The sequence below is a fragment of the Nocardia sp. NRRL S-836 genome, from assembly GCF_001279525.1.
Lineage (GTDB): Bacteria > Actinomycetota > Actinomycetes > Mycobacteriales > Pseudonocardiaceae > Lentzea.
Window position 1 is genome coordinate 60,176 of record NZ_LGDY01000109.1, and the last position, 19,758, is coordinate 79,933.

Consider the following 19,758-nt stretch of genomic DNA (forward strand, 5'->3'; position numbering starts at 1 on the left):
CCCGTGGACGCCGAACTGCTGCACATCGAGGGCAAGCCCGTCCTGCGCTTCGAACGCACGCTGCGCCACTCACCGGAGAAGGTCTGGCGGGTGGTCACCGAGCCGGCCGAGATGAAGCACTGGTTCCCGGCCGAGGTCACGATCGACGGCCGCAAGCTCACCTTCACGTTCCCCGAAGCGGCACCGGTCGACGCCGACGGCGGCGAGGGCGAGCTGCTCGAGTCCGACCCGCCCAAGGTCTTCGCGTTCCGCTGGCACAACGACGTCCTGCGCTTCGAGCTGCTGCCCCACCCCGACGGCTGCCTGCTGGTCTTCACGGCGGTGATCACCTCGAAGCTGTCCGCGGGCCGCGACGCGCCCGGCTGGCTCACCTGCCTCGACGCCCTGACCGCCCACGCCGACGGCACGGAGTTCACCCCGCCCACCGACTGGCTGGCCCGCATCGAGCACCACGTCGCCGAGTTCGGTCTCGACGAGGGCACCGACGACCCCGACGGCGTCCGCTTCGTCCGCGACCTGGTCTGGACCCCGCTCGACGCCGTCTGGGCCCTTCTGACCGAGTCCGCCACCGAGTCCGCCACCGAGTCCACCACCGAGTCCACCGACGTCACCACCGGCACGGTCCCCACCCGCGCCGCCCACCCCGGCATCACGCCCGGCAGGGTCATCCGCGCCGAGGCCCCGCACCTGCTGGAGTACGAGTGGCTGCGGGACGGCACACCACAGGGCGTCGTGCGCTGGGAGCTCACCCACGAGCACCTGCAGGGCACCACAGCGACCCTCTTCCAGGAGAACGCGCACGGCCCCGAGGCCCTCGCCGCCTGGCACGTGCACATGGAACTCTTCTTCGCCGCCACCCAGGGCGACATCCGCTGCCCGTGGCCCGCCGCACGCGAAAAGGAGCTCGTCCAGCGCTACGCCGGCCGCTAGCCCCGAAGAGAAAACTACAGAGGTGTGGGTCGCGGACAATGCCGAGACAGCACACCGACAAAAGGCCGCCAGAAAGATCCGGGAACCCGTCCCGGACGACTATCGGCTGGAAAACCGAATCAGGCAGCGACCTGGGCGGAGCCGTCGAGGGCCGCGTGCCCGGCCGACGTCAGGGCGGCGGGACCAGGGACGTCGCTGATCAGCCCGGCCGACGTCAGCCGGGTGCCGATGAACTGGTCGGCGCAGCAGAGGCCGTCGACGAGCAGGGCGGTGCCGGAGATCTCGCACCGGCCGGCGGCGACGGCGCGGAGAACCGCGCGGTCGCGGTGGGTGAGTGAGGCGGTCATCTTCTTCTCCTCGCGGATAATTCTTCTACTCACTCATACGTCGAAGGAGAAGTGGTCGGTTCGACATCATCGTCGGAGAATTCCGCGCGGACACCGAGAAGGCGGACCGGGCGGGTGTGGTCGAAGCGGGCCAGGACGGTCAGCGCGGCGTCGGCGAGGGTGTCGGCGGACGACGTCGGCGCAGGTAGCTTCATCGAACGCACCTGCGTGAAGAACGGCGCGAAGCGGACCTTCACGCCCACGCGCACCGCCGGACGCTCCTCGGCCACCACGTCGAGAGCCACCTGGTGGGCCAGCGCGACCACCTCGCGGCGGAGGTCGTCGGGCGACGCGAGGTCGTGCTGGAAGGTCTTCTCGCGCGAACGCGACTTCACCACCCACGGCGTCGCGCTCACCACGGTGTCGCCGGCGCCCAACGCGACCGCGCGGTAGTACGGGCCCATCCGCGGGCCGAAGCGGGCGGCCAGGACATCCGGGTCGGCGTTCGCCAGGTCGGTCACCGTGGACAGGCCCAGCTCCGCGAGCTTCCGCGCGGTCTTCGCGCCGATCCCCCACAGCGCGGACGTCGGGCGGTGGCCCATCACCTCGACCCAGTTCGCGCGGACCAGCTGGAACACGCCGGCGGGCTTGCCGAGGTCGGTCGCGAGCTTGGCGCGCAGCCTGTTGTCGCCGATGCCGACCGAGCAGTGCAGGCCGGTCGCCGACAGGACCGCGGCCTGCAGCGACCGCGCCAGCGCGAAGGGGTCGTCCACGGTCGCGCCGACGAACGCCTCGTCCCAGCCCAGCACCTCCACGACGACCGGGAACGAGCGCAGCACCGCCATCACGTCCGCCGAGGCCGACGAGTAGAGGGCGTGGTCCGCGGGCAGGAACACCGCGTCGGGCAGCTTCTTGAACGCGGTGCGCAGCGGCATCCCGGAGCGCACGCCGAACGCGCGCGCTTCGTACGAGGCGGTGGCCACAACGGCGCGTTCGGACGGGTCGCCGTTGCCGCCCACCACCACGGGCCTGCCACGCAGCGAAGGGTCGCGGAGGACCTCCACCGCCGCGATGAACTGGTCGAGGTCCACGTGCAGGACCCAGTCCGCCATGCTGGACAGTATGAAACGGTCCGCTGGAATCCTCCTGTTCAGGAGAACGTCGCAGCTGGAAGTGCTGCTCGGGCACATGGGCGGCCCGTTCTGGGCGCGCAAGGACGCGGGTGCGTGGTCCGTGCCGAAGGGCGAGTACACCGAGGACGAGACGCCGGAGGCGGCCGCGCGGCGGGAGTTCGAGGAGGAGCTCGGGCTGCCCGTGCCGGAGGGTGAGCTGGTCCCGCTCGGCGAGGCCAAGGGTTCCGGCAAGGTCATCACGGTGTGGGCGCTGGAGGGCGACCTCGACCCCGCGTCGGTCACGCCCGGCACGTTCGAGCTGGAGTGGCCGCCGAAGTCGGGGCAGCGCAAGACGTTCCCCGAGGTCGACCGGGTGGGGTGGTTCGGCGTGGAGGAGGCGAGCGCGAAGATCGTCTCCGCGCAGCGCCCCTTCCTCGAACGCCTCAGCTCCAGATGGCCGTGACCCACTCCGGGTGGTCGATGAACGGGTTGCGGTTGTGCTGGAAGCGGTCGTAGATCACCTGGTTGCGCCGCTGCTCGAACGGGTCGGGCGGGTCCTGCTGGTGCCACTGCAGCAGGACCGACAGCCTGCCGTGGTAGGGCTGGGTGCCGTTGGACACCGAGTTGTTGAGCTCCAGGTCCGGGAAGCCGTCGGTGCCCTCGTAGCGCACGGCCATGTAGAACAGCATGCGCGCGACGTCGCCCTTCACGGCGTTGCGCGGTTCCCACGAGTCGGCGTCGCCGTAGTTGCCGGGGGCTTCCGCACGTGCGGTGCCGCCGTTGTCGAAGTCCTTGTTGCCGCGGTCGGCGTTGACGGACACGTCTTCGGGGCGCAGGTGGTGGACGTCGGTGCCGGGGCCGGTCGCGGTGCCGAAGTCACCGTGCGACTTGGCCCAGACGTGCTCGCGGTTCCAGTCGTCGGCGCCGCCGCCGTTCGAGGTCTTCGGCTGCGAACGGCCGCTGTAGAGCAGGACCACGTTCGCGGGGTTGGCCGGGTCCTCGTCGGTGACCTTCAGCGCCTCCCAGACCTGGTCGTAGCCGAGCTTGGTCTGGTTGCGGATGATGCCGTTCAGCGCCGTCTTCAACGCCGGACCGGTCTTGCCCGCGGCCGCCGCGTAGTAGTCACCGCTCGGTGGCGGCGACGTCGTCGTTGTCGTGGTGGTGGTAGCGGGCGGAGTCGTGCTGGCGAACGCGAACGCCGTGGAGGAGGTCAGACCGGCGTGCGAGAAGTACGCGCTCAAGGAGCCCGTCACGTCGATCTGCTTGCCCAGCAGGGAGGGGTTGGTCTTGAGGCCCCACGCCGACCGGAACGCCGACGAGATCTGCACGTACAGCATGCGTGAGGTGCCGGTCTCGGACGCCGAGTCCGCCAGCGCGAGCGCGTAGTCGCTCGGGTAGTTCGAACGGACGACCGTCGTGGTCGCGGTGGGCTGACCGACGACGTACCCGCGGACGGTGGCCGAGGCCCCGTTCTGCTGGCTGATCGCCTGGGCAACGGTGAGCGGTGCTGCTGCCGTCGCGGCGGTCGCCCCGTACAGGCCGACCGCCGCCAACACGCTGATGACTAACGCAAGTGGACTCCACCGCGCCATGTGCACTCCCCGATCGTGTGGATGTTCTGCACACGATCAGGGGAGATGGTCAACGGACGGTAAACGCAGCATCACGGCACCAGGACGACCTTGCCCGCGGTGCGCCTCGACTCGACGAGCTCGTGCGCCTTCGCGGCCTCCGCGAGCGGCACCACGTGGTCGAGCTGCACCCTGAGCTCCGGCAGCGCGGCGAGGTCGGCACCGGAGGCGGAGACGCTGCTGAACAGCTCGAACCGCACGCCCAGCCGCTCCGCGCGCTCCGCGGAGAAGCCGGGATCGGTCGGGATGATGGACACGAGCACCCCGCCCGGCTTCAGCACGGTCGCGGACCGCTCGGCGTAGTCGCCGCCGATCGCGTCGAACACCACGTCGACCGGCTCGACCTCGGTGAAGTCCCGGTGCCGGTAGTCGACGACCTCGTCCACGCCCAGCGAGCGCAGGAAGTCGTGCTTGGCCGCCGACGCCGTGCCGATGACGTACGCGCCCCGCGCCTTGGCGATCTGCACCGCCACGTGCCCGACCCCACCGGCCGCCGCGTGCACCAGCACGCGCTGACCGGCGGAGACCCCGCCGCGGCCGACCAGCGCCTGCCACGCCGTCAGCGCCACCACCGGCACCGCGCCCGCCTGCTCGACGGTCAGCCACGCCGGCCGGGGTGCCAGGTCCGCGGCGTTCGCCACGGCGTACTCGGCGTAGCCCCCGCCGGTGCCGGGGTAGGTGAGCATCCCGTAGACGTCGTCGCCGGCCGCCAGCCCCGTCACGTCCGGACCGAGCTGCTCCACCGTGCCCGCGATGTCCCACCCGAGCGTGAACGGCGGCTCGCCGAGCGCCGGGAACGCGCCGGAGCGGACGTAGGTGTCGACCGGGTTCACCCCCGCCGCGAGCACCTTGACCAGCACCTGGCCCGGGCCGGGCACCGGGCGCCCGACCTCCGCCACCGTCAGCACGGACGGGTCGCCGACGGTGTTCTGCGTGATGATCCGCATGATCTCCCCTTCGCTGTCCTCGACGGGGACCATCATGCAGATAGCGCAAACTTCTAGAAAGTAGGCACCTTTCGGTAACTACTGCCGCAAGTACAGGTCGCGCAGCAACGCGATCTCCGCGCCGTGGTGGACCACCTCGCGGTTGATGTGCAGCACCAGCGCACCGAACGGCAGGTCGGGGTACGGCTCGGCCGGACCGCACGGCTTCTCCAGGTCGGCCACCGACGCACCGGCACGCCAGCGCGCGTAGGCCTCGTCGAGCTGCCGCAACGCCTCGTCGGCGGTCGTCGCGTAGCGCCACGTCGCGTAGTCGGCCGGTGGGCCACCGAAGTGCGACGCCGACCGTGCGTTGAACACACCCACGATGACGTGCGCCATCCGCCACGCGATCGTCGTGACCGGCGCGGGCTCCGGTTGCGGGTGCTCAAAGTCGACCGAGCCGTCCCGGTGGACCGTCCACGCGCCCGGCACGGGCTCCCAGAAGTACTCGTCGTCGGTCAGCCCGTCCAGCCGCGGCCGCAGCTGCACCCGCCAGTGCCAGTCGAGCTGGTCGGTCAGCTCCTTGTTCCAGTCCATGCCCGCACGCTAGGTCCGTTCGCGGACAACCACCGTCCTGATACCGGCGCAAGTCTGAATAAACCGAGCGCTCGGTCTAGTATTGGGTCCATGACGACAGTGCAGGAGACCGCGGCGGTCCGGTACGGGATGTGGGTGCTGTGCCCGGCCATCGGCGCCGCCCTGGTCTGGGGGCTGAAACTGGCGGCGAGCTGGGTCACGGGCCTGAGCTGGTTCCCCTTCCAGGGCGTGTTCGAGCTGGTCACCGACATCCCGGATCCGTGGGCGACCATCGGCGCGATCGTGCTCGGCGTGATCGCGGGTGTCGTGTTCGCGCTCATCTGGGCGTCGGAGATGCTGGCGGTCGACGTCGCCCACGACCGGGTCACGCTGCGCAAGGACGACCAGAGCTTCGAGTTCCTCCGCGGCGAGGTCGAGTCCGCGTTCGCCGACGGCAAGCAGCTGGTGCTGCTCGCCGCGGACGGCACCGAGCTCGCGCGTGAGACGTCGGACCTCAGCGCCGGGAAACTCCGGGCGGCCTTCGAGGCCCAGGGCTTCCGCTGGCGCGAGGCGGACCCGTTCGCCGACGACTTCCTGCTGTGGGTCGAGCACACGCCCGAGCTGCCACCGGACGTGAACGCGCTGCTGGCCGCACGCAAGAAGGCCATCGACGAGTACGAGCACGGTGAGGCCGGCGAGCTGGCGCGGGAGATCCGCAAACGGGGCGTGTTCGTCAAGGACACGAAGAAGAGGCAGTACTACCGGTGCGCACGGTAGATCCCGCGAAGCACGCGCTGAAGAAGCGGCACATCACCGACACCGCGGCGGGCCTGTTCGCCGAGAAGGGCTTCGACCGCACGACCGTCGCGGACATCTGCCGGGCCGCGGGCATCAGCACCGGCAGCCTGTTCCACTACTTCCCGACCAAGCGCGCGATCTTCCAGGAGGTCTTCGAGCAGGACGGTCAGGACAACGCCGAGGTGTTCGCGAAGGCGCGCGCGCTCGACCCGTGGGCGGGCGTGTGGCTGATCGTCGAGCACCTGGCCGCACCGGCGCTGGACCGCGCGGTGGCGGGCCTGGTGGTGGAGGTCGTGGCGCAGGCGAGCCGCGATCCCGAGCTGTCCGCGCTGATCAGCCGCAACGAGCTGGCGGTGCGCGAGGAGCTGACGGCACTCCTCCAACGCGCCCACGACGGAGGCGGCATCACGCTGCCCGTGGACGCGCGGACGGCGGCGAGCTGGGTCCAGGGCCTGACCGACGTCCTGTTCACCCGGATCGTCGACCCCGACTTCGACGCGACCGAACAGGTGACCACCCTCCGGTTGATCCTTTCCCGCTTCGTGGGTGCTGACGCACCATGAGGGCATGGCATACGACGTCGCCCGAGTCCGCTCCTGCTTCCCCGCCCTGCGGGAGGGCGCCGCGCACTTCGACGGACCCGGCGGGTCGCAGGTGCCGGACGTGGTCGCCGACGCCGTCCGCGACACGCTGCTCTCGGCGATAGCGAACCGCGGGTCGGTCACGGCCGCGGAACGCAGGGCCGAGGAGGTCGTGCGGACCGCACGCCGCACGATGGCCGAGTTCCTGAACGCGGGCAGCATCGTGTTCGGCCGCAGCATGACCCAGCTGACCTACGACCTGTCCCGCACGCTCGCGAAGAACTGGCGGCCGGGCGACGAGATCGTCGTGACCAGGATGGACCACGACGCGAACATCCGGCCGTGGGTGCAGGCAGCCGAGCAGGCACGGGCCACGGTGCGGTGGGCGCCGTTCGACCGGGCCACCGGCGAGCTGCCGGTCGAGGCCGTGACGAACCTGCTGTCGGACCGGACGCGGGTCGTCGCGATCACGGCCGCGTCGAACCTGCTCGGCACCAAGCCGAACGTGCAGGCGATCGCGAACGCCGCGCACGAGATGGCCGCGTTCGTGTTCGTCGACGGCGTGCACTACACGCCACACGTGCCGGTGGACGTCGAAGCGCTGGACGCGGACTTCTTCGTGTGTTCGCCGTACAAGTTCCTCGGCCCGCACCTGGGCGTGCTCGCGGCGGCACCCGAGCTGCTGGAGACGCTGCGGCCGGACAAGCTGCTGCCGTCGACCAACACCGTGCCGGAACGGTTCGAGCTCGGCACGCTCCCCTACGAGCTGCTGGCCGGAACGACCGCGGCCGTGGAGTTCATGCGCACGCTCGACGGCCTCGAAGAACACGAGCTGAAGCTGCGCGACCAGCTGGAGAACGGCCTGCTGGAGCTCGGCGCCCGCATCTACAGCAAGGCCGCGGACCGCACGCCGACGGTGTTGTTCTCGGTCGACGGCCTGGAGCCCTCAGAGGTCTACCGCAGGCTCGGCGCCGAGGGCGTGAACGCTCCGGCCGGCCACTTCTACGCGCTGGAGTGCTCGCGCTGGCTCGGGCTCGGCGACAAGGGCGCCGTGCGCGCGGGCATCGGGCCGTACAACGACGAGTCCGATGTGGATCGTCTGCTCAGGGCCGTCGCACGGCTGCGGTGATCACACGAACAGGAACAGCCCGAGGTAGGCGAGGCCGACGAACAGTGACGCGTTCAGCTTGCGCGTCACGTTGTCGTGCCGGTGGAAGGCGATCAACGCCCGTGACCGCGCCCACATCACCTTCTCGCCGGCCTGGCGGTCCGGTAGCTGCGGTGTCGTGATCACGTCGCCGGCCGGGCCGAACGCGAGCATCAGCTGCGGTCCTGACCGGCGCACGCCGTGCAGCTGGTGCCACGGCACGTGGTAGCGCCAGATGCCGGTGTGGAGCACGACCGCGTCGTGGTCCAGGCGCAGCAACGGCTGGAACCGGCTCACCGCCGACACCGCGCACTGCATGCCCAGCAGCCCGAGCACGAACCAGTCCGGGTACTGGTGCAACGCGACCAGCGCGCCCGCGGCGGCCAGCGTCAGCGCCACGCCCTCGACGCGCCGCCGGTCACCGGGCCAGATCGAGTACGGCAGGTCGACCGGCGCGGTCGCGGTGACCGGCTCGCCCGGCAGGTGTGCACTGTGGACGGCGTGCCGCGGCCGCACGCGGGTCAGCGTCGTGGTCGCCACCACCTCGCCCTCGACCACGAGCGCGACCTGCCCGCCGTGGTGCAGCTCGCCCGCGACGACGACCTCCGCCGGCTCGTGCTGCACCGGCGGCTCCTCCTCGCCCCGCCACACCGCGCCGAACTGCTCGGTGTCGTGGTAGAGCGGTTCGTCCAGCCCGAGGTCGGCGAGCACCCCGACGGTGGCGATGTCGTCCCTGTTGTGGCGCAACAGGATCCGCCGCATCGTCAACGGGTGGGCCTGCAGCCGCACCGCCCTGACCGGGCCGGTCCACAACGCGCGCCTGCGCCGTTCCCGCACCGCGAGCATGATCGCGAAGAACACCGCGGCACCGCCCAGCGTGAGCCACCACGTGACGTCCTCGGGCTCGGCGACCATCCGCACCCAGCCGCCGTCCGCGAGCACCGGCACGGTGTCGCCGACCTGGTAGGTGTCGGCCGCGAGCGGTTCGAACGCGGTGCGCTGCCCCTCCGGCAGCTCCACCCACACCTGGTAGGCGTCCCTGACCTCCACCACCTCGGCGTCGACCCGGCTGGCGGCGGCGACGTGCCCGGCGATCTCGTCGGAGCTCAGGTCGTACTGCACGAACGTGAGGAACCCGAACAGCACCAGCAGCACGGCGACGATCCGCAGCACGCCGCGCGGCGGTGGCATGTCCGGCAGGGACACCACCATGGCGCCCGCGGCCTCGTCCTGGTCGGCACGCGACCGGATCGTCCACGCCGCGACGACCGCGCACGCCGCCGCGTGCAGCCCGAACGCGATGTTCGCCGTGGGTTCACTGTCGAGCGCCAGGTCCATGACGCCGAACAGCACGCCCATCGCGCACCCGGTGAGCACCCGGCCGGACAACAGCAGCAGCGGCGTGGCCAGCAGCGGCACGACGGCCAGCGCGAACACCGGGTCCGGCAGGCAGGGCCGCGTCGTCGTGCACGGCGTCTCCCCCGCCGCTCCGGCGAGGACGAACGCCAGCACCCAGCCACCGGCCAGTCCGACCTTGGTCACCCACCACGGAACAGCGGCCGCCTGCCAGCGCTGGACATCCATGCGCGGATCATGGCACGACCGTTGCTCCGAACGGTGTGGTTCGGCCGTGGGCGAGTGGGTAACCGCACCTCACATCGACCGATGAGGTGGAGGATCACATGCTGGCCATCGCAGCCGCAGTGGCGTTCGGCCTCGCCCTGCTGTTCGATCTCGCGAACATCTCGCTCGGCGAAGCGATCACCCTGAACACGCTCGTGACGCTCGGACTGTTGCTGCTGGCGCTGCACCTGGCCGGGGTCGGCACGGGTACGCGTTCGTGGAGCTGGCGGCGCCGTGCCCGCAGGTAAGGCTCCGGAGAGCCCCGCCAAGCTGTCCAAGGGCGCCTGGTGGGGCGTGCTCAAGCGCACGGTCAAGGAGTTCAACGACGACAACCTGACCGACTGGGCGGCCGCGCTCACCTACTACGCGGTGCTGTCGCTGTTCCCCGGTCTCATCGTGCTCACCTCGGTGCTCGCGCTGCTCGGCGAGACGACGACGCAGGAGCTGCTGAAGTACGTCGACGAGGTGGCGCCCGGCGAGGCCGGTGGCCTGATCAAGTCGTCGATCGAGGAGCTGCAGAAGGGGTCCGGCGCGGCCGGGCTGCTCGGCATCATCGGCCTGCTGACCGCGTTCTGGACGGCGTCGGGCTACCTCGGCGCGTTCATGCGCGCGGCCAACGCCGTGTACGACGTCGAGGAGGGCCGGCCGATCTGGAAGACGATCCCGCTGCGGCTCGTCCTGACGCTCGGCTCGGTGGTGCTGATCTCGCTCACGCTCGGCGCGCTGGTGCTGACCGGCGGGGTCGCCGACACCGTGGGCAACTGGCTCGGGCTGGGCGACACGGTCGTCACCGTGTGGGACATCGTGAAGTGGCCGGTGATCCTGCTGCTGGTGAGCCTCGCGTTCGCGGTGCTCTACTGGGCGGCGCCGAACGTGCGGCAGCCGGGGTTCCGGTGGGTCACGCCGGGCAGCCTGCTCGCGATCGTCCTGTGGGCGCTGGCCACCGTCGGGTTCGCGGTCTACGTGGCGAACTTCGCGTCGTACAACAAGACGTACGGCTCGCTCGGTGGTGTGATCGTCTTCCTGGTGTGGCTGTGGATCTCCAACATCGCGGTGCTGCTCGGTGCCGAGTTCGACGCGGAGCTGGAGCGCGGCCGCCGGATCGAGGAGGGCGCCGACCCGGAGGACGCCTCACCCGAGCCGCGTGATCTCGCTCGGTAGCTCGTCCTTCGTCGCACGCCACTCACCGTCGGGACCGGGCTCGATGCGCTCGGTCCCGTCGTTGGGCACGAGCACCCACAGCTGGTCCTTCGTGGACAGCCACACCACGCCGATGCCGTCGGCCCGGTGGCTGGTGGCGTACTCGTAGGACTTGCGGAACACGTCACCGCCGTTGCGGTCGGTCACCCGGACCTCGCTCGCGCTCTCGGCGTGCGCGACGAACTTGCCGCTGGGCGAGGTCTTGGGCGCACCGGGACTCGCGAACCGGTCCTGCCGGTCGTCACCGCACGCCGTCAGCGCCAGCAGCAGAGCCAGGATCCCCGCGAGCGGACGCGAAAAGCGGTGGGTCATACCGCCAAAGGTAGCCAAGTGCTGCGACCATCGGCCATCACCTCATCATCCGGCGCTCAGCGGGGCACCTCGCGACACCGGCCCCGCGCCCCCGTACAACCAGTACGAGGACGCGGGGCCGGCGCCGCGATGCACCCACCTGACCGTCGGAATATGGGGCGACGGCCGACGATCGCAGCACTAACCTGCTCCCCCGTGTGGGATGTTCTCGAGCAGTTTTACGACTCTGTGCCCCGACCGGGATCTCGCGTTGAGGAACACGGCGAGCTGACGCTGTTCCTCCAGGCGGGCGACGGTTACCCCTACTACGCACGGCCGCGGTTCCCCGGCGGCCGGCCGACGACCGCGGACGTGGTCGCGATGCGGGAACACCAGCGGTCGCTGGGTGTACCGGAAGCCCTGGAATGGGTGCACGAGACGACACCGGGCCTCCTCGAAGCGGCTCGGGAGGCGGGCATGGACGTGCTCGAGGCGCCGCTGATGGTGCTGGACCCGGACCAGCTGCCCGAACCGCATCCGCACGTCCGGGTGCTGGACACGCGGCCGGTCGAGGTCAGCGTCGTGGCGATGCTCGCGTTCTCCTCGCCGGGAACCGCGGTGGGCGAGGCCGGTGCGGCCGAACGGGACGCGGCGCTGGCCACGGCCACCCCGATGAGCACCCGGCACCGGCACGCGGTGGCCGACCTGCCGGGTGAGGGCGTGCTGGCGGTCGGCACCGCGCAACGGGCCGGTGACGTCGTCGAGGTCGTGGGCATCGGCACGCTGCCGGCGGCACGACGCCGTGGCCTCGGTGGCGCGGTGACCGCGGCGCTGGCCCGCGACGCCCTGGACCGGGGCGCCACGCTGGTGTTCCTGTCGGCGGGCAGCGAGGAGATCGCCCGCGTCTACGAGCGGATCGGGTTCCGGCGGATCGGCACCGCCTGCATCGCGTCGGCCGAGGACGCCTAGGACCAGTCGTGGTTCCGCTCGGCGGTGCGGGGCACGGGAACCCGGAACAGGCAGCCGACGCACGGCATGCCGGACGGCCGGGTGAGCAGCTCCGCCTCGCCGCGGCGGATGAGCTCGCCGCAGTACGCCGTGAGTGCCGCCGGTGTGTGGTCGTCGCCGGGCATCGGGACGAGGTGGCACGTGCGTTGCGCCTCGCCCACGCCGCCCGCACGCTTGCGGACCAGCAACACCGGCATGCGCGCTTCGGTGTGTTCGTTGGCGCTCGTGCCTTCATCAGCGTCGATCACCTTCGAATCGTGCGGTGTGCGGCCGGAAATGGGGAGGGGCGCACACCGATTGCGGGTCGCGTATGCGGAACCCGCATGCGGAGGGCGGTCAGCGCAGCCGGGCGGCCTCGGCGGTCACCTCGGCGATGACCGGCGTGCGCGTCCAGCGGCCGAGCTTCGCCAGCTCGGTGACGATCAGCCCTGATCCCGTGGCGCGCGCCAGGTCCAGCGCGGCGAACCCGAGCTCGCCGGCCCGTTCCACGTCACCGGTGATCGCGTGCGCATAGGCGAGCTTTGCAGTGTGCACGCCTTGCTCCCATTGGCAGACGTGGCTCCACCTGATCGCGCCGTACACGTCGATGGCCTGCCGGTGGCGGCCGAGGTCGGCCAGGCTCGCGGCGCGTTGCAGCTCGACGTGCTGCTTGGTGAAGCTGTAGCCGATGGAGTACTCGTCCGACCGCGGCCGTTCGGCGTTGCGCACCAGGGTCCGCGCGAGGTCGAACCGCGGCAGGCACGCCTCCAGGCCCGCGCGCGCCAGCCCGCGTGCTTCCTGGCGCAACGCCATCGCGCGCACGACCGGGCTCACGCCGGTCTCCCGCTGAGCCGCGCGCGCCAGGCCGATCACGCGGTCGTCGTCGCCGTCGGCCTCGGCGAGCTGGCTCATCCGCACGAAGCAGTACGCCACGACGTCGCGGTCGTCCGCCGCCTGCCCCTGTTCGAGCGCGCGGGACGTCCACGCGCCGGCACCGCGCAGGTCACCGCTCTCCTCGTGCAGCCAGCCGTAGAACTCGGCGTACATCGCACCGGTGCCCAGCAACCGCCGACGAACCTCCCCGCGCGCGTTGCGGCGCAGCACGTCGATGAAGTCGTACATGCCGCGCACGGCCGGCATCAACGCACCCGTGCCGCGCCAGTTGTGCGCGTCGTTGACGATCCGGCGCAGCACCAGCAGCTGGCTGACGGCGTCGGCACTCCGCGCACCGAAGACGGCGGCGGCGCACAACGCCTTGCCCTCCACGCCCACGACCAGGTCTTCCGCCATGTCCAGCCCGGCCGCACCGGCACGCAGCGGAACCGTGCGGTCGGCCAGACCGAGCAGGTGGGCGGGGATGCCGAGCAGCCGTTGCAGCGCCCTGAGCACGCGCAGGTCGTAGGCGATGTTGCTGCCGGACTCCAGCCGGGAGATCGCGGACTGGGAGAACCCGGCCAGCGCGCCGAGCTCGTCCTGCCGCAGCCCGTGCGCCTTGCGCGCGGCGGCGACCACGGTGCCGGGCGACTGCGCGGCGACCGCGTCCCGCACCTCCGCCGTCTCCCAGACGGCGGGCGGCAGCAGCGGCAGCGGCCCGTCCGGGACGACGGCGGCGTTGTCAGCCGGTGTGCTCACCTCGACGCCTCCCGGCCCGATGATGCCCTGCCCGCAGGACCTCGCGCTGCCCCCTTGTCTCAAAAAGGTCCCGAAGGTCCCGCTCACTCCCCGTATCGCACGTCCGGCCGGTGCGGGCCGACTATCCTCGCGCGCGTGATCAAGGACTTCGGTGCCGGCTTCGGACTGCTCCTGCGCGGCTTCCGGCTGGTGTTCAGCTCGCCCAAGCGGGTGCTGGTCGGTGCGCTGCCCGCGGTGCTCACGGTGGTGCTGATGATCACCGGCTGGACGCTGCTGTTCAGCAACATCGACTCGGTCGCCGGGTGGCTCGGCGGGTTCGCGGACTCGTGGAGCGACACCTGGCGCGGTGTCGTCCAGGTCGCCATCGGAATTTCGGTGGTCGTGGCGACGCTCGGGCTGAGCGTGCTGCTGTTCACCGCCATCACGCTGATGATCGGCGGACCGTTCTACGAGTACATCGCCGAGGAGGTCGAGGACGAGCTCGGCGGCGTGCCCGAGGCGGAGCAGGTCGGGTTCTGGCGCGGGTTCCTGGTGGGCCTGGGCGGCACGGTGCTGCTGGTGGGCACGTCGGTCCTGTTCGCGATCCCGCTGTTCCTGGGCGGGTTCATCCCCGTGGTCGGGCAGACCGTGATCCCGGTGCTGGCCGTGTTCATCAACGCCTACCTGCTGGGCATTGAGCTCACCGGCATCCCGTTCACCCGCCGCGGCCGGTCGTTCAAGCAGCGCCGCCGCATCCTCGCCACCCGCCGCGCGCTGGTGCTCGGGTTCGCCGTGCCCACCTACCTGCTGTGCCTGATCCCGCTGGCCGCGCTGATCGTGATCCCGGCGGCGATGGCCGGCGGAACCGTGCTGTCGCACCAGCTGCTCGCCGGGGAACGCACCGCGCGGATGTAGGGACTTCGCCGGCGGCGCGTCGTCATCCCCCACCCGTCACCTAGAACGGCAGCCAGGCCTGCTGAGTGAGCCCGTTGCGTGCCGTGACCTGTGCGCCCGCCGCGGACAGCGACCACAGCTGGTCGCCGATCAGGACCGTGCGCCGGGCACCGCCGTAGTTCTGCGACTCCGGTTCGATGATCCGGCCGGTCTCGCGCAGCTGACCGCCCTCCACCTTGAGCACCAGCGAGGTGGCGTTCTGGTAGGTCTCCTGGTTCGTCACCGGGACCACCAGCGTGCCGTCCTGCGGCCAGAACAGGAACGCGTGCGGGTCGTACTGCGCCTCCGAGCTGGAGCCGGGCAGGTGGAACTGCGACAGGCGCCGCGGTGCCGAGGGGTTGCTGACGTCGAACAACGACACCTGGGTGCCGGTCGTGCGGCCCTTCTCGGTCGCCTCCTGGCCGACGCCGATGAGCTTCCCGTCGCCCGCGGGGTGCAGGTAGGCGGAGAAGCCGGTGATCTTCAGCTCGCCGGTCACCCTGGGCTGCCGGGGATCGCTGAGGTCGAGCGTGTAGAGCGGGTCGGTCTGGCGGAACGTGACCACGTACCCCATGCGGCCGATGAAGCGGACGCTGTAGATGCGCTCGCCCTTGCCGAGGCCGTCGACGCGGCCGACCTGGACGAGCCGGGTGCCGTCGCGGCGCAGCGTCGTGACGGCGCTCTCGGTGGGTGGCGGTGGTTGCTGCGCAACGCTTCCCCCGCGCCGGCAGCACGGCGCCGCGGTGCCCGAGGTCGTGGCGATCCGCAGGACGTCCTCGTGCTCGGACAGCGAGTACTGGTTGAGCAGCGTGCCGGACACCTCGCCGGACGCGACGTGCCGGGGCGGGCCGGAGCGGCTGATGTCGAACTGGTGGACCGCCGTGGTGACCGGGCGCGGGAGGTGCGGCTTGCCCGGCATCTCCGGCAGCAGGCGGTGGTCGTCGGCGACGTAGAGGCTGCGGCCGGTGCCGTAGACGGTGTCGCCGTCGGCCACGATCGAGACCGGCTGACCGGTGCCGAGCTGACCGGAGAGCTCGAACGTGAGCACGGTCAGCAATGACGACGCGGCGTGCACGACGGGGTGGCTGACGTTCGCGCAGTCGACCAGGGTGCCGCTGGACCTGGTGCCGTTCTGGACGAGCTCGTAGCGCGGCAGCCACGACGTGATCGGCTCGCTCTGCAGGATCTCCCGGTTGCGCCGCAACGCTCCCGCCTCGTTGGCCGTCTGGCTCGGGTACACCCACGGCAGGCGTGGCGAGGAGCGGACGACGACGCGGGCGGTGCCGCCGACCTGGCGGGCGTCGAGGTAGGAGCCGTCGGTCTTGAGGCTGCCGATCTCCTTGAGCGCCTTGAGGTCCACGAGCACGATCTCGCTGCCGGACAGCCCGTCCCGCGGTTGCGGCCGGTCCGGTGCGAAGCCGGGGTCCAGGACCACGACCGGGTTCTCGACGACGAGCAGCGCGCGGTCGCCGGACACCAGCAGCTGGGAGGCGCGCCGGTCGCCGAGGTCGAGCGTGCCGGTGATCGAGCGGCGAGCGACGTCGATCACGCGGAGCTTGCCGTCGGTGATGGAGACGACGCGTGTGCCGTCCGTCTTCACGAGGTCGGGCTCGTCGACGCCCTGCTCGTGGACGTTCGTGGTGGAGTGGTTCTGCTGCTCGGCGGGTGGCGTGGCGGCTTTCGGCACGGCTTCGCGTTGCGCGACACCGGCCGACGAGTCCGCGGCCATGCCGTCCGCCGACAGCATGAAGTCCCGTCCGCGGCCACCGATGCCGAACGCGGTGACGTACGGGGCCATGGCGTTGCGCAGCTCTTTCACCGCGTTGTCGCACGAGTCGAACGCGACCAGGCGCACCGGGCCGTGGTCCGCGACCGGTGGCGCGAAGCTCTCGTCCCGCACGGTGGAGCTCACACAGACTCCGGCGACGGCCACCACGGCGACACCGGTCAACAGCTTCCTGCCGTTCATGCCATCAGGACGGAACCGGGGCCGGAAAGGGTTGCTCCGCCGTTGCAGCAACCCCTTCCGACGTCTGGGCGGCGGTGGTCAGGAGCTGATCTGCTGCTGGATCTGCGTGGCGTAGGTGGAGACGCGGGAGTAGACGCCGGGGTAGCCGGCCGCGGCGCAGCCCTCACCCCACGACGTGATGCCGATCAGCTTGCCGCCGGCCACCAGCGGGCCACCCGAGTCGCCCTGGCAGGTGTCCGTGCCGCCCTGCGCGTAGCCGGCGCAGACCATGTGCGTGGCGTTGAAGTCGCTGCCGTACGCGCTGCTGCAGGTGGAGCTGCTGGTCAGCGGCACGGTGGCCTTGAGCAGGTAGCGCGAGGCCGATCCGCCGCTGGAGGTGGTGCCCCAGCCGAGGATGGTCGAGCTGGTGCCCGCCGCGTACAGCGCGCTGTCGGCGGAGGTGGCGAACGCGATCGGGGTCTGGGAGAGGTTGCGGTCGAGGGTGAGCACCGAGACGTCGTAGCCGCGGGTCACGTCGGTGTAGCTGGGGTGGATCCAGATGCGGGTGACGCGGGCGACGGTGCCCGCGGTGGAGTTCTTGTCGTCGCGGCCGGCCACGACGCGGACAGCGGAGGCCGAGTCGCCCACGGTGCAGTGCGCGGCGGTGACGACCTTGTTCGGCGCCACCAGCGTGCCGCCGCAGTACTGGAACCCGCTGCTGGTCGCCAGGTAGACGACGAAGGGGTAGGTGGACGTGCTCGCGCGCGTGCCACCGACGATCTGCGCGCCGACCTCGCCGTCGGTCGTGGGAGGGGTCGGAGCAGCTTCCGCCACGCTGACGCACGCCATCGGCAGCGTTGCCGCCACCAGTGCCGCGCCCAGCCATGACCGGAGGCGGTGCAGGGTTGCCGCCATGATCATTCTCCTTCTTCTGTTGTGCTCCCGCTGCAGGGACGGGATTGGTTCAAGGATCAACAGGGATTTGCGAGACGGGCAAGGGCCGGTCTTCGTAGGCCATTCGGCCGTCCCCGTGCACGCGTGATTGGATCGGGCGCGAACACCCCCGTTCCGAGAGGAAGTTTGTGATGGCCCCCACGAAGCCCGAGGTCGACCCGCACGACGGCCCGGCGCCGGCCGACCTGCTCATCCAGGACATCACCGTCGGTGACGGCGAGGAGGCCACCCCCGGTCAGCGCGTCGTCGTGCACTACGTCGGCGTCTCGCACTCGACCGGTGAGCAGTTCGACGCGTCCTGGGACCGCGGCGAGCCGTTCATGTTCCCGCTCGGTGGCGGCCGCGTCATCCAGGGCTGGGACCAGGGCGTGGCCGGCATGAAGGTCGGCGGCCGCCGCAAGCTGGTCATCCCGCCGCACCTGGGCTACGGCGCGCGCGGCGCCGGTGGCGTGATCAAGCCCAACGAGACGTTGATCTTCGTGGTCGACCTGCTGCAGGTCGGCTGACGCACGCTGACCCGGTGGCGTTCCGCTGGCTCGACCGGCGGAACGCCATTGGTCTGTCCGGACGTATTGCCGCGTGGGTGGAACTGCACCGCCACCGGCTGCGTCATCCTTTGAGTCCGCCGCAGCAGCAGGGGAGGAAGTCCGGTGCCCGAGGACATCGCCGGGTCCGAGCAGATGCTCGCGAACTGGGACAGGAACGTCCAGGAACGCGCAGCGCGCTACCAGGAGATGGCGACGCGCGTGCAGGGGATGACGATCTCCGAGCGGTCCTCCGACGGCGCCGTCGAGCTCACCATCGGGTCCAACGGCATCCTGCAGCACCTGGTGATCAACGAGTCCGCCGCCGGCCGCCGCATGGCCGAGGTCAGCGCCGAGATCATGAAGCTGCTGCAGCGCGCGCAGTCCCGCATCCCCGAGCTGCTGCAGGCGGCGATGGCGGAGACGATCGGCACGCAGGACGAGACCGCCAACGTGTTGTTCAACGAGGCCAAGAAGAACTTCCCGGCGCCGCCTCCAGAGGACCCGCCGCCCTCGCCGTACAACCGCTCCAACGAGCTGAACTTCCGGGTGGGGGACGACGCACCGCCGTCCCGCCCCACGCCTCCCCCTCCGCCGCCGCGCCGCCGTCCGCCGTCGGATGACGACGACGACTTCGGCGGGCAGTCCGTGCTCTCCTGACCTTGTCCGTTGCTCGAACTTGAGGGGGTTCGATGACCGCCGGTGGTTTCAACGTCACGTCGGACGTGCTGGAAGCGCACGCGAAGGCCCTGGAGGGCCTGCACGGACGCCTGCAGGGGGCGGTCGACGCGGCCAACACCGTGTCGATGCCGACCGACGCCTACGGCATCATCTGCCAGCCGTTCCGGATGCTGCTGGACCCCGTGGAGCAGTGGGGCATGGACGCGTTGAAGGGTGTCGCCGAGGCGATGGACGCCACCGCGAAGCGCATCGACGAGACCGCGAAGCACTACCAGGCCGTCGAGGACTCCATCGTCCAGACGCTGAAGGGCGGCGCCTGATGTCGTCACCGAACCCCTTGGTGGCGCAGGCACCCGCTGAACCGTCCGGCTTCTTCAACAAGGGCACCGGCGACAACGGCTGGGCGACGGGCATCTCCATCGCCGAGTCCGCGATGGACGCCTACAACGGCATCTCCGAGGGCAACTGGATCGAGGGCGGCCTCGGCGTGCTCGGCCTGGCCGCCGACGCCGCCTCGATGGCCATCGACCCGTTCGGCACCCTGCTGTCGTCCGCGGCGTCGTTCCTGATGGAACACATGCAGCCGCTGAAGGAAGCCCTCGACTGGCTGGGCAACCCGCCGGTGATCGAGTCGTACTCCACGACGTGGAAGAACGTCTCGGCCGAACTCGGCAAGGTGGCCACCGAGTACAAGTCCGCGGTCGACGCCACCTCCCCGTGGACCGGCCCCGCCGCCGACGCCTACCGCGCCGCGGCCGGCGGCCAGCTCGACGCGCTCTCCGGCGCCGCCTCGACCGCCGGTTCCATCGGCACGGTCGTCGGCGTGATGGGCATGGTCGTCGGTTTCGTGCGCGAGATGGTGCGCGACCTGATCGCCGACCTCGTCGGCAAGCTGATCACGTGGGTGCTGGAGGCCGTGTTCACGCTCGGCTTCGGCACGCCCGTGATCGTGGCGCAGGCCGTGACGGCGATCTCGAAG

24 protein-coding genes are annotated in these 19,758 nt (G+C 70.9%); 13 read left to right on the forward strand and 11 right to left on the reverse strand.

Features of this window, described 5'->3' with window-relative positions:
- The first annotated feature begins 3 nt into the window (after positions 1 to 3).
- Positions 4 to 930, forward strand: a complete 927-nt coding sequence (locus ADL03_RS26195) for an SRPBCC family protein (RefSeq protein ID WP_053736203.1) — start codon at positions 4 to 6, stop codon at positions 928 to 930.
- 119 nt (positions 931 to 1,049) lie between these two features.
- On the opposite strand, the gene ADL03_RS26200 is transcribed toward ADL03_RS26195, so the two are convergent.
- Both ADL03_RS26200 and ADL03_RS26205 read right to left on the reverse strand, forming a co-directional pair.
- Positions 1,050 to 1,277 carry a hypothetical protein gene (locus tag ADL03_RS26200; RefSeq protein WP_053736204.1) on the reverse strand — a complete coding sequence of 76 codons (228 nt, stop codon included), beginning with the start codon at positions 1,275 to 1,277 and terminating at the stop codon, positions 1,050 to 1,052.
- Positions 1,278 to 1,306: 29 nt separating this feature from the next.
- Positions 1,307 to 2,368, reverse strand: coding sequence for a DNA polymerase IV (locus ADL03_RS26205; RefSeq protein WP_053736205.1), 1,062 nt, complete (start codon positions 2,366 to 2,368; stop codon positions 1,307 to 1,309).
- A gap of 10 nt (positions 2,369 to 2,378) precedes the next feature.
- On the opposite strand from ADL03_RS26205, the gene ADL03_RS26210 reads away from it, so the two are divergent.
- Entirely contained in the window at positions 2,379 to 2,831 is a 453-nt protein-coding gene (locus tag ADL03_RS26210) for an NUDIX domain-containing protein (protein WP_082373491.1), read from the forward strand.
- On the opposite strand, the gene ADL03_RS26215 is transcribed toward ADL03_RS26210, so the two are convergent.
- The 3 genes from ADL03_RS26215 to ADL03_RS26225 all read right to left on the reverse strand — a co-directional run bounded on the left by ADL03_RS26215 (position 2,812) and on the right by ADL03_RS26225 (position 5,522).
- Positions 2,812 to 3,924, reverse strand: coding sequence for an endonuclease (locus ADL03_RS26215; RefSeq protein ID WP_197288663.1), 1,113 nt, complete (start codon positions 3,922 to 3,924; stop codon positions 2,812 to 2,814). The two genes, ADL03_RS26210 and ADL03_RS26215, sit on opposite strands and share 20 nt — an antisense overlap.
- A 107-nt stretch (positions 3,925 to 4,031) precedes the next feature.
- Positions 4,032 to 4,982: an NADP-dependent oxidoreductase gene (locus ADL03_RS26220; protein ID WP_231642278.1), complete on the reverse strand. Its 951-nt coding sequence runs from the start codon at positions 4,980 to 4,982 to the stop codon at positions 4,032 to 4,034.
- Positions 4,983 to 5,024: 42 nt separating this feature from the next.
- Positions 5,025 to 5,522, reverse strand: a complete 498-nt coding sequence (locus ADL03_RS26225) for a DinB family protein (RefSeq protein WP_053736208.1) — start codon at positions 5,520 to 5,522, stop codon at positions 5,025 to 5,027.
- Between the two features lie 90 nt (positions 5,523 to 5,612).
- Here ADL03_RS26225 and ADL03_RS26230 point away from each other — a divergent pair, with 90 nt between their 5' ends.
- Genes ADL03_RS26230 through ADL03_RS26240 form a run of 3 tightly spaced genes read left to right on the forward strand, consistent with a single transcriptional unit; the run spans position 5,613 to position 8,009 of the window.
- Entirely contained in the window at positions 5,613 to 6,278 is a 666-nt protein-coding gene (locus ADL03_RS26230; RefSeq protein WP_063798710.1) for a hypothetical protein, read from the forward strand.
- Positions 6,266 to 6,862, forward strand: coding sequence for a TetR/AcrR family transcriptional regulator (locus tag ADL03_RS26235; protein ID WP_053736210.1), 597 nt, complete (start codon positions 6,266 to 6,268; stop codon positions 6,860 to 6,862). The genes ADL03_RS26230 and ADL03_RS26235 overlap by 13 nt, the downstream gene beginning before the upstream one ends.
- Positions 6,863 to 6,866: 4 nt before the next feature.
- Positions 6,867 to 8,009: a cysteine desulfurase-like protein gene (locus ADL03_RS26240; protein WP_053736211.1), complete on the forward strand. Its 1,143-nt coding sequence runs from the start codon at positions 6,867 to 6,869 to the stop codon at positions 8,007 to 8,009.
- On the opposite strand, the gene ADL03_RS26245 is transcribed toward ADL03_RS26240, so the two are convergent.
- Positions 8,010 to 9,611 (reverse strand): hypothetical protein, encoded by a 1,602-nt coding sequence (locus tag ADL03_RS26245; RefSeq protein ID WP_053736212.1) that lies wholly within the window; start codon positions 9,609 to 9,611, stop codon positions 8,010 to 8,012.
- A gap of 98 nt (positions 9,612 to 9,709) precedes the next feature.
- Between ADL03_RS26245 and ADL03_RS26250 the strand changes: the two genes are divergently transcribed.
- Together ADL03_RS26250 and ADL03_RS26255 are read left to right on the forward strand one after the other, a co-directional pair.
- Positions 9,710 to 9,898 (forward strand): hypothetical protein, encoded by a 189-nt coding sequence (locus ADL03_RS26250; protein WP_053736229.1) that lies wholly within the window; start codon positions 9,710 to 9,712, stop codon positions 9,896 to 9,898.
- Positions 9,885 to 10,811, forward strand: a complete 927-nt coding sequence (locus ADL03_RS26255) for a YihY/virulence factor BrkB family protein (RefSeq protein WP_053736213.1) — start codon at positions 9,885 to 9,887, stop codon at positions 10,809 to 10,811. Before ADL03_RS26250 ends, ADL03_RS26255 begins: the two co-directional genes overlap by 14 nt.
- Here ADL03_RS26255 and ADL03_RS26260 read toward each other — a convergent pair.
- Positions 10,782 to 11,162, reverse strand: coding sequence for a hypothetical protein (locus ADL03_RS26260; protein ID WP_053736214.1), 381 nt, complete (start codon positions 11,160 to 11,162; stop codon positions 10,782 to 10,784). The genes ADL03_RS26255 and ADL03_RS26260 overlap by 30 nt on opposite strands.
- A gap of 228 nt (positions 11,163 to 11,390) precedes the next feature.
- Here ADL03_RS26260 and ADL03_RS26265 point away from each other — a divergent pair, with 228 nt between their 5' ends.
- Positions 11,391 to 12,110 (forward strand): GNAT family N-acetyltransferase, encoded by a 720-nt coding sequence (locus ADL03_RS26265; protein ID WP_197288664.1) that lies wholly within the window; start codon positions 11,391 to 11,393, stop codon positions 12,108 to 12,110.
- Here ADL03_RS26265 and ADL03_RS26270 read toward each other — a convergent pair.
- A complete protein-coding gene (locus ADL03_RS26270) occupies positions 12,107 to 12,397 on the reverse strand; it encodes a hypothetical protein (protein WP_197288665.1) in 291 nt (96 codons plus the stop codon). The genes ADL03_RS26265 and ADL03_RS26270 overlap by 4 nt on opposite strands.
- An 88-nt stretch (positions 12,398 to 12,485) precedes the next feature.
- The gene (locus ADL03_RS48750) at positions 12,486 to 13,760 is read right to left on the reverse strand and encodes a helix-turn-helix domain-containing protein (RefSeq protein ID WP_053736216.1); all 1,275 of its coding nucleotides are present in this window, start codon (positions 13,758 to 13,760) and stop codon (positions 12,486 to 12,488) included.
- Positions 13,761 to 13,895: 135 nt separating this feature from the next.
- Between ADL03_RS48750 and ADL03_RS48755 the strand changes: the two genes are divergently transcribed.
- Positions 13,896 to 14,654: an EI24 domain-containing protein gene (locus tag ADL03_RS48755; protein ID WP_053736217.1), complete on the forward strand. Its 759-nt coding sequence runs from the start codon at positions 13,896 to 13,898 to the stop codon at positions 14,652 to 14,654.
- A 40-nt stretch (positions 14,655 to 14,694) separates the two neighbouring features.
- On the opposite strand, the gene ADL03_RS26285 is transcribed toward ADL03_RS48755, so the two are convergent.
- Together ADL03_RS26285 and ADL03_RS26290 are read right to left on the reverse strand one after the other, a co-directional pair.
- Positions 14,695 to 16,641, reverse strand: a complete 1,947-nt coding sequence (locus tag ADL03_RS26285; RefSeq protein WP_053736218.1) for a beta-propeller domain-containing protein — start codon at positions 16,639 to 16,641, stop codon at positions 14,695 to 14,697.
- Positions 16,642 to 16,719: 78 nt separating this feature from the next.
- Complete coding sequence (locus ADL03_RS26290) at positions 16,720 to 17,535, reverse strand: trypsin-like serine protease (RefSeq protein WP_053736231.1); 816 nt, start codon at positions 17,533 to 17,535, stop codon at positions 16,720 to 16,722.
- Between the two features lie 170 nt (positions 17,536 to 17,705).
- Between ADL03_RS26290 and ADL03_RS26295 the strand changes: the two genes are divergently transcribed.
- From ADL03_RS26295 to ADL03_RS26310, 4 genes are all read left to right on the forward strand, one after another.
- Positions 17,706 to 18,080, forward strand: coding sequence for an FKBP-type peptidyl-prolyl cis-trans isomerase (locus ADL03_RS26295; protein ID WP_053736219.1), 375 nt, complete (start codon positions 17,706 to 17,708; stop codon positions 18,078 to 18,080).
- 144 nt (positions 18,081 to 18,224) lie between these two features.
- Entirely contained in the window at positions 18,225 to 18,758 is a 534-nt protein-coding gene (locus tag ADL03_RS26300) for a YbaB/EbfC family nucleoid-associated protein (protein WP_053736220.1), read from the forward strand.
- Between the two features lie 32 nt (positions 18,759 to 18,790).
- Positions 18,791 to 19,099 carry a type VII secretion target gene (locus ADL03_RS26305; RefSeq protein ID WP_053736221.1) on the forward strand — a complete coding sequence of 103 codons (309 nt, stop codon included), beginning with the start codon at positions 18,791 to 18,793 and terminating at the stop codon, positions 19,097 to 19,099.
- A partial coding sequence (locus ADL03_RS26310; RefSeq protein WP_157529245.1) for a PPE domain-containing protein occupies positions 19,099 to 19,758 on the forward strand: 660 nt, incomplete at its 3' end. The genes ADL03_RS26305 and ADL03_RS26310, both read left to right, overlap by 1 nt.